The organism is Bacillus sp. MN7755 (genome assembly GCF_054771475.1).
Genome location: NZ_BTRL01000050.1, coordinates 1 through 7,824, shown reverse-complemented (window position 1 = coordinate 7,824; position 7,824 = coordinate 1). Strand labels below are relative to the sequence as shown.

Below are 7,824 nucleotides of genomic sequence, written 5' to 3'. Positions count from 1 at the left end.
ACTTTTAGGGGTCACTTCAATATGGTGCTCTTTTTTGTATGGAATGTGAAATAGAGGCTTGCTCTTAAAACCTTTCATGTGATTTTTATAGTTTTTTTCCTTACACCCTTATATCTGCTTGCTCATAAGTTGTTAAAGTATAAATATAAATCGGCTAGTTAGTTTATAACGGAGGTGTAAAAATGAGTAAATTTAAAAAGAAATGTCACATCCCATTTCCATGTGCCTTTCCGTTGCCTCAAATCGGGTCTACTGGATTAACCGGTGCTACTGGGCCTACCGGACCTTCAGGTGGACCTCCGGGACCGACCGGGCCTACTGGTGCTCCCGGACCTACTGGAATTCAAGGTAACCTGGGACCTACTGGTCCTCAAGGTATTTCTGGACCTCAAGGGATTCCTGGGATTTCTGGATCTATTGGTCCAACTGGACCTACTGGAATTCAAGGTATCCAAGGCATCCAAGGCATTCCTGGCATTCAAGGTCCTATTGGACCGACTGGAATAACGGGGGTCACTGGAATTCAAGGGATTCAAGGCGTACAAGGGATTCCTGGCATTCAAGGGATTCCTGGCCCGACCGGCCCTCAAGGGGTTCCTGGCATCCCTGGTTCTGTAGGTCCAACTGGACCTTCTGGAGCTGTTGGACCTACCGGCCCTTCCGGGGGACCACCAGGACCAACGGGCCCGACTGGACCTTCCGGGGGACCACCAGGACCAACCGGAGTGACTGGACCCACTGGACCAACTGGGTCACCAGGACCAACCGGACTTCAAGGTATTCAAGGCGTACAAGGGATTCCTGGCCCCACTGGACCTCAAGGAAGTCAAGGGATTCAGGGGATTCAAGGTAATCCGGGGCCTATTGGTCCTATTGGACCCACTGGAATAACTGGGGCGACTGGAATTCAGGGTATCCAAGGTATTCAAGGTAATCCAGGACTTATTGGACCTATCGGCCCGACTGGCCCAACTGGGCTTCAAGGTATCCAAGGCATCCAAGGCATTCCTGGGCCTACTGGATTACCAGGAACCGCTGGAGCTACCGGACCTACTGGGCCTACCGGTCTTACAGTATCTGGATTATCTCAATACGCTTATATTTTCAATACAGCAGCTCAAGTTGTTGCCTTAGAAGCACCTATTCTTTTTAATTCGAATGGTTTAATGACACCTGGTTTTACTCATACTCCTGGAACTTCTCAGATTATGGTTATTAATGCAGGAGATTATAAGATTTCTTTTTCTGTATCAGGAGTTGAACCTAATCAATTTACGCTCTTTTTAAATGGTGCTCCGGTTACCAGCGCAGTTTATGGATCAGGTGCAGGGACTCAACCAAACAACGGCCAAACAATCCTCGCTTTAGCTGCAGGTGATATTATTACCCTTAATAATCATACTTCCGCTGCTGCGGTTACTTTGCAGACTTTAGCAGGTGGAACACAAACAAATATAAATGCTTCGATTGTAATTGAAAAATTAAATTAATTTAATCATTTATTTCTTGAAACTCTGGCAGTAAATAACCTAGAGTGGATTCTTTTTTAACAAGCAGTTAGCTTTTGCTAGCTGCTCTTTTAATTAAAATAACGATTTTGTTTAAAAACTGCACATACATTAAGAACATACATACAATAATCATATTCACCTTTATATAAAGCTTAGTCATAGAGCGCCTTAAAAAGCGCTCTTTAGTTTTCAAATAAAAATTCTGGTCAAATGATTCACTTTCTTAAAAAAGTCACATATATTATCCTGTACTCTTTTACAGTAAGAGTCTTGGTCCTAAGAGCACTGTCAAAAGTTCTCTTTTAATTTATTGCAATGTATCACGTTTTACATACAATAGACATACAATGCAATGAGCACGCAAGACATAGTTTCTATATAATCGTGTACATTTTTCGTACGCGATTTTTTTATTAAATAAGGCTTTTATTTAACTTTTATTCATTTTTTTGTTTGCTTTGAATACATTACTATTAAGCCAAAGAATACACAGGTTTCTCTGGACCAGTTTCCTTGTATTCCTTGAACTCCTTGTACACAGAACCTGTTATAGCTAACAGGTTCTTTAATTTTTGTCATTATACAATAACTATTTTATTAAGCTTTTAAATATCCGATTTCCTTTGCATATTCACGCATCTTTTCCATTCCTTCTTCTGACCATCCCCAATGAGTACAGTACAATCCACCGTAGCCATTTTTACCGTTTGAATTATCATTACCGAAAATAAAGTCCGTAAAATCTCTAATTAACCCCCACATAGTTCCGCCACCAGTGAAATTATGTTCCTGTTTCTTGTTCATGTAAGAACTTCTTGTCATACGCATTGGAACATTCGTGCCGTGGTCAACGTACCAGAGGTTTCTACCGTCGTGTTTAAAATGAGCAATACTATCTTTGTAACGAAAGAATTCTCTCTCATGATCCGCAAAATATTTAATAAGTGAATTTACGATTTCAATCCGTTTTTGCTTGTCCACCTTAATTCCCCCTTTTAAAAATGGTTATTTTGTACTAACTTCATCCCAATCAAATGTTTCTAATATATTCAACAATCGTTCCACTTTTGGCGCCCGCCATGCCGTCATAGCGTATGTGTGGACCTTTCTTGTGTAATGATGTCTGTTTAATTCAATGTGCTTCTTAGCTTCCGCTTTAGTTAAGAACATCGTATTTTCAACAATGAATGCTTCTTCCTTTTCATATACTAAATAGCAATCTTCATCGATGTTTTCTTTAATCCACTCGACTAGATCGTATTCTGAAGCGAACTCTTGCAATTCCTTTAAATCTTCAATCTGTTCTTCAGTAAGCTCATGTTCAATTTCATCGTTAATAATTTCTTTTACGTAATCATCTACAATTACAGCTTCGCAAGAGTTAATAAAGTATAATGATGTTCTTTCATGGTACCCTTCTGCAGTTACAACCCATTTATAATCCATTAAAGCCCAAAACCGAGGTGCCGCCTGGCAATCGATTTCCTGTGTTTTTAACTCCTTCTGCAAATCCTTTAAAAACTGAATATCCTTGTTCATTTCCCATTCCCCCAATTTTTTAATCAAATGACGCTTTTATTAAAATTCCATTGTCTATTTCCTCGTTTGTCCATTTCACTTTGTTCTACTCCTACATTTACTATTAGTAATATGAATTTTTTAGAGGTGAATTATATTGGACGAGTTTTTATCCTCCGCTGCATTAAATCCAGGTTCAATTGGACCTACACTCCCACCTGTTCCACCCTTTCAATTTCCTACTGGTTCAACGGGTGCTACTGGAGCTACCGGCGATACTGGACCTTGAATCTAAGATGCGAATACTCTTAAAAATAGAAGTATAGGGTGAAGATAACAACCTAGATGAAGATAATTTTCGGTTCATAAGTTTAGCTAATACTTGTTGTAGAAACTGAACGGCTGCGGCGTTAAATCTTTGATTTAGTCCTTCAGGACTTATGAGTACTTCTGTTGATGCTTCTAAACAACTACATAACTGGGTTAAGGAAGTTTTTGCTACACTTTGGTTAAGCCACACGCATAAAGCTACTAAATCTTGTGCTTGATACTTACTTGTTCGCTGTACAAATCCAACATCTCTAGCTAGATTCTGTAAGGTATTTGAGGATAAAAGACTCTTAATCTCCTGTGCAAATAATTGTAAGTCGTCAGATACAGAATTAGACATACAAAAAACGCCATCCTTTCCTATAATTCTACAGTAAGAATAACGTCTTTTTTGCTTAATGAATAGTGTGAAACCTTAGCTTTATGGCAATGTGACGGTACCTCATTTAGTCGTTTGATAACATTACATATTTACATAATTTTCGTTATCGAAAGTTACCGTATTCATGTTTTAAAAGAGAATATACCTTAGAATCGCAATACATACCATTGATCATTACACTTTGTCTCAATGTTCCTTCATATGTCATTTTTAGCTTTTGCATAACTCGTTCAGACGCTGTATTCCTTATGTCGCATCTTCCTTCAATACGATTTAAATCTAATTCTTGAAAGCCAAACTTTATTAGTTCTTCTAAAGCTTCAACGATAACTCCTTTTCCCCAATACAGCGGGTTAATAACGGCTCCTAAAGAAACGCTACTGTGTGATAATTTCCAGATGCCACAGGTTCCAATAGCTTTCTGATCCCCCTTAAAGATAATAGACCATATGAAAGACTTACCTTTCTTAGCTGTATCCATCGTATTTTCTAAAAAAATACGAGTTTCATCTTTATTTTTATGTACCTCTCGAGGTACATATGTAGTTGTTTGAGGATCCGAATAGACTTCAAATAAATCATCTAAATCATGCAAATCTAGTTTTTTTAATAAAAGACGCTTTGTTTCTAATTTTGGGATTTTATATGTATCTTCCATACTCTCACCTCAGTTAATCATTATTTATATATTATATACCTCATTCATGTAAAGTTTACATAACCTATCATTATAAGTAGTCAACAATGAATAGAATTTTCGTTATGGGGGGATTTTGATTTTTTAGGTTGATAGCGATGGGGGCACTTCAAAATCTTAGCTTGATGGGCATGGGGTATTTCTTTTTATTAGCTGAATAGCAATGTGGAGTTACCTCTTTATAAATTTGTTATGTTGTTGTACACTTGTTTATTATTTGATGTGGGTAATTTTCAAAGGAGAATTTTGATGAAAAAATATAAAGTATGTCAAAGTTGTGGAATGCCTCTTTCGAAAGATGAATTAGGTGGAGGTACAGAAAGTAATGGGAATAAAAGTGTTAAATATTGTAGTCATTGTTATATGGATGGTAAGTTTGTTCAAGATATTACAGCAATACAAATGCAACAATTTGTACAAGAACATTTAATAAAAAATATAAAAACCCCTAAATTTCTTGCTAAGTTTCTTGTAAGAAATATTCCTAAATTAGATCGTTGGAAATAGTTTATTGGTTATATAATGTTATCATGCGTTATTTAGAACCTAGTACATTTATTTAAAAGTTTACATTTTAACACTTTTTTCGAAATCCAACGTATAATGCTATGAGCATTCACAACATAGTTTAGATCATTAAAAGAAAAACCACAGCAATTGCTGTGGTTTTTCTTTTTGAAACTGTGAAATCATAAGTTAAAAATAAGCTTAGTTCTCACAATCAGCTGTAGAGAGATAAAAATTTCGTTTTGGGGGGACTTCAAAATCTTAGGTTGATGGCAATGTGGTGCTACCCCATGCCCATCAACCTAAAGAATCAAAATTCCCCAAAACGAAAATTCTATCCGTTATTGTCTATTGATAATGATGCGTTATATTAACTTTACATGTATAGAACATACATTTTTTAATAAATAAAGACACTGGTACAAGAGACAGATTCTTTCTTGCATTTAATATACTAAATGCAAAAAAGGAGCTTGATTATTTATGCCATCAAAAAATAGAAATTGTTTTAATCCTTGCGAATTTCCTTATTCATTATTTCCTTGTGCATTTCCTTGTGCAGTTCCAGAGCCTATAAAACCAATAGACCCTACTAAATTTGATTATATCGTGATTGGTGCCGGAACTGCTGGAGGGGTAATCGCCAAAGAATTAACGGATGACAAAAGTACTTCTGTACTAGTGCTAGAAGCAGGAACAAATATGACGAATGAGCTAAGTAATCCTAGCGTTCTTGCGGCCATTAATACAACTCGAGGTAACAGGTTTAGCTTTAATGTTACTTCTGAATTAGAATCGACTATTGCACGTACCCTTATTGCAACAAATGGTCGCGCCATAGGGGGAAGTTCAGAAATTAGTGACATGTACGCCGTACGTGGCAGTAAAGAGTTGTATAATCAGTGGGCAAGTCTTGTTGGTAATCAATGGAGTTACGACAAGATTAGCTCCTTATTTGTAAAAAATGAAACCTATACAGGATCGACACAAGACCCTGATGAACGAGGATCACAAGGGCCAATCTTTATTAGGCAACAGAGTATTCCCCCTAATGGATTGATCAATACGTTAGTTCAAGCAACAAACACTGTATTGGGAACGCCGATTGCTGTGGACTATAATACCGGCATAAGGGATTGTGCATTTTATAAATCGCAAATTATTCAAAAAGAAGTTAGCCCCGGTCAATTTGTCCGATCCTCAACGGCAACAGGTTATTTAAATGACCATATTGTCAGTCAAGGAAACCAGTTCCATCCAGATGAATTTGGAGTTGGTGGAAGAAAGTTAGTTATTTTAGCTAAAACAACCGTTAACAAAATTTTATTTAAGAAAAAAAATGGACTGAACATTGCGGTTGGTGTTGAATTTGTCAAGGATGGTGTTTCACATAGAAGGTTTGCAAGAAAAGGCATTATCGTCTCTGCAGGATTTTTTTCCTCAGTCATTCTACAACGTTCAGGAATCGGTAAATCGAATGATTTGGCTAAAGCAGGTATACCAACATTTATAGAGAGTCCAAATGTGGGTCACAATCTTCAAACCCATGGTTATGTTGGATTAGGAGTTGAAATAGATACCTCTCAAATTCTTCCTATATTTTTTGCTGATCCCAACTTTCCACTTATCTTAGGTGCTTTCCAAGCAGAGAATCCAATGAATCTACTAGAAAGTCGTCGTCTCCAACTGATAGGGGCTCCTATCCCATTTTTTATCCCTGCTCCAGATGTGATCAGCAATGGTTGGAGTTTAGATTTAACTTTCCAAACTACTCCAAGTATCATGAGTTTTGGTATTGTAGACGTGAATACAAAAAGCAGGGGTACAGTGTTAGTGGAACATAGCGATCCAGAGGCTTATCCATCTCTTAACTTCAATCCGTTGGAAGATCCCAATGACCTAACATATATGGTCGATCAATATAAGAGAATTTATAATATTATTGTAGAGGCTAGAGATTCACTGAAATACCCAAATAACGGAATTGGGAAAGTTGTATATCCTCCGGAAAGTATATTCCAGCTACCTAACAATGATCCCAACAAACAACAGCAGCTTGAGAATTATGTCAAAGCCTCTTACACGAACTTCTCTTTAGGCGGGCAGTGTCGGATGGGACAGACGATTCAAGAAGGGGTTGTCGATGGATTCCTCAATGTGTTTGGTACCAAAAATCTTAAGGTTGCCGATTTGTCCATTTCGCCTATTATTCCAGATGGTCAGCCGTCCGCCGCTGCCCAGATGATCGGACTAAATGCGGTACGGTTTATAAAAGAGTATCCCTCTCCATATGTAATGACAGATAAGGAACTTGAAGATTACGAAAATGAGATTAAAAAAATATAAATTAAATATTTATTCATTGGTTGTATTCTTATTTTTCGATCTAAAGATTGCGTTTTGGCTAGAATGCGGCTTGCCTTGTGGGGACGAACCCCATCGCTATCAAACTAATAAAAAGAAATATCCTCAAAATGAAAAAAATACGTTATTCTTTCTATAGAATCATAGGAAAGGATGGCGTTTTTGTATGTCTATTTCTGTATCTGATGAATTACAACTATTTGCTCAAGAGATTCAAAGTTTTTTATCTCCAAATACCTTACGGGATCTTGCTAGAGATGTTGGTTTTGTACAACGAACTAGTAAGTACCAAGCAAAAGATTTAGTCGCTTTATGTGTATGGGTGAGCCAAAATGTAGCTATGACTTCTTTAACTCAGTTATCTAGCTGTTTAGAAGCATCAACGGTTTAATAAGGCGGCCGTCCAACTTTTACAACACCTACTAGCCGAACTACTAAGCAAAAAATTGGCCGCATCTATGCCGATTTCTTCTCCATACACTTCTGTTTTCAAGCGTATTCGTATTTTAGATTCA

Annotated in this window: 6 protein-coding genes and 3 pseudogenes; 5 read left to right on the top strand and 4 right to left on the bottom strand. The window is 37.3% G+C overall.

Going from position 1 to position 7,824, the window contains the following annotated elements:
• Positions 1 to 182 precede the first annotated feature (182 nt).
• Positions 183 to 1,490, top strand: coding sequence for a BclA C-terminal domain-containing protein (locus ACYVEC_RS30430; RefSeq protein WP_460509565.1), 1,308 nt, complete (start codon positions 183 to 185; stop codon positions 1,488 to 1,490).
• A gap of 618 nt (positions 1,491 to 2,108) precedes the next feature.
• On the opposite strand, the gene ACYVEC_RS30425 is transcribed toward ACYVEC_RS30430, so the two are convergent.
• Together ACYVEC_RS30425 and ACYVEC_RS30420 are read right to left on the bottom strand one after the other, a co-directional pair.
• A complete protein-coding gene (locus ACYVEC_RS30425) occupies positions 2,109 to 2,492 on the bottom strand; it encodes a hypothetical protein (protein WP_063224685.1) in 384 nt (127 codons plus the stop codon).
• A gap of 24 nt (positions 2,493 to 2,516) precedes the next feature.
• On the bottom strand, positions 2,517 to 3,050 hold the full coding sequence (locus ACYVEC_RS30420; protein ID WP_063224686.1) for a hypothetical protein: 534 nt from the start codon (positions 3,048 to 3,050) through the stop codon (positions 2,517 to 2,519).
• A gap of 136 nt (positions 3,051 to 3,186) precedes the next feature.
• On the opposite strand from ACYVEC_RS30420, the pseudogene ACYVEC_RS30415 reads away from it, so the two are divergent.
• Positions 3,187 to 3,315, top strand: a pseudogene (locus ACYVEC_RS30415) (exosporium leader peptide-containing protein); the annotation flags it as partial.
• Here the strand turns inward: ACYVEC_RS30415 and ACYVEC_RS30410 are convergent.
• Together ACYVEC_RS30410 and ACYVEC_RS30405 are read right to left on the bottom strand one after the other, a co-directional pair.
• Positions 3,316 to 3,699, bottom strand: a pseudogene (locus ACYVEC_RS30410) (IS4 family transposase); the annotation flags it as partial.
• 145 nt (positions 3,700 to 3,844) lie between these two features.
• The gene (locus ACYVEC_RS30405; protein WP_098557316.1) at positions 3,845 to 4,399 is read right to left on the bottom strand and encodes a GNAT family N-acetyltransferase; all 555 of its coding nucleotides are present in this window, start codon (positions 4,397 to 4,399) and stop codon (positions 3,845 to 3,847) included.
• A 288-nt stretch (positions 4,400 to 4,687) separates the two neighbouring features.
• On the opposite strand from ACYVEC_RS30405, the gene ACYVEC_RS30400 reads away from it, so the two are divergent.
• The 3 genes and pseudogenes from ACYVEC_RS30400 to ACYVEC_RS30390 all read left to right on the top strand — a co-directional run.
• On the top strand, positions 4,688 to 4,945 hold the full coding sequence (locus ACYVEC_RS30400; RefSeq protein ID WP_063224688.1) for a zinc ribbon domain-containing protein: 258 nt from the start codon (positions 4,688 to 4,690) through the stop codon (positions 4,943 to 4,945).
• A 483-nt stretch (positions 4,946 to 5,428) separates the two neighbouring features.
• Entirely contained in the window at positions 5,429 to 7,291 is a 1,863-nt protein-coding gene (locus tag ACYVEC_RS30395; RefSeq protein WP_080468712.1) for a GMC family oxidoreductase, read from the top strand.
• 184 nt (positions 7,292 to 7,475) lie between these two features.
• Positions 7,476 to 7,824, top strand: a pseudogene (locus ACYVEC_RS30390) (IS4 family transposase); the annotation flags it as partial.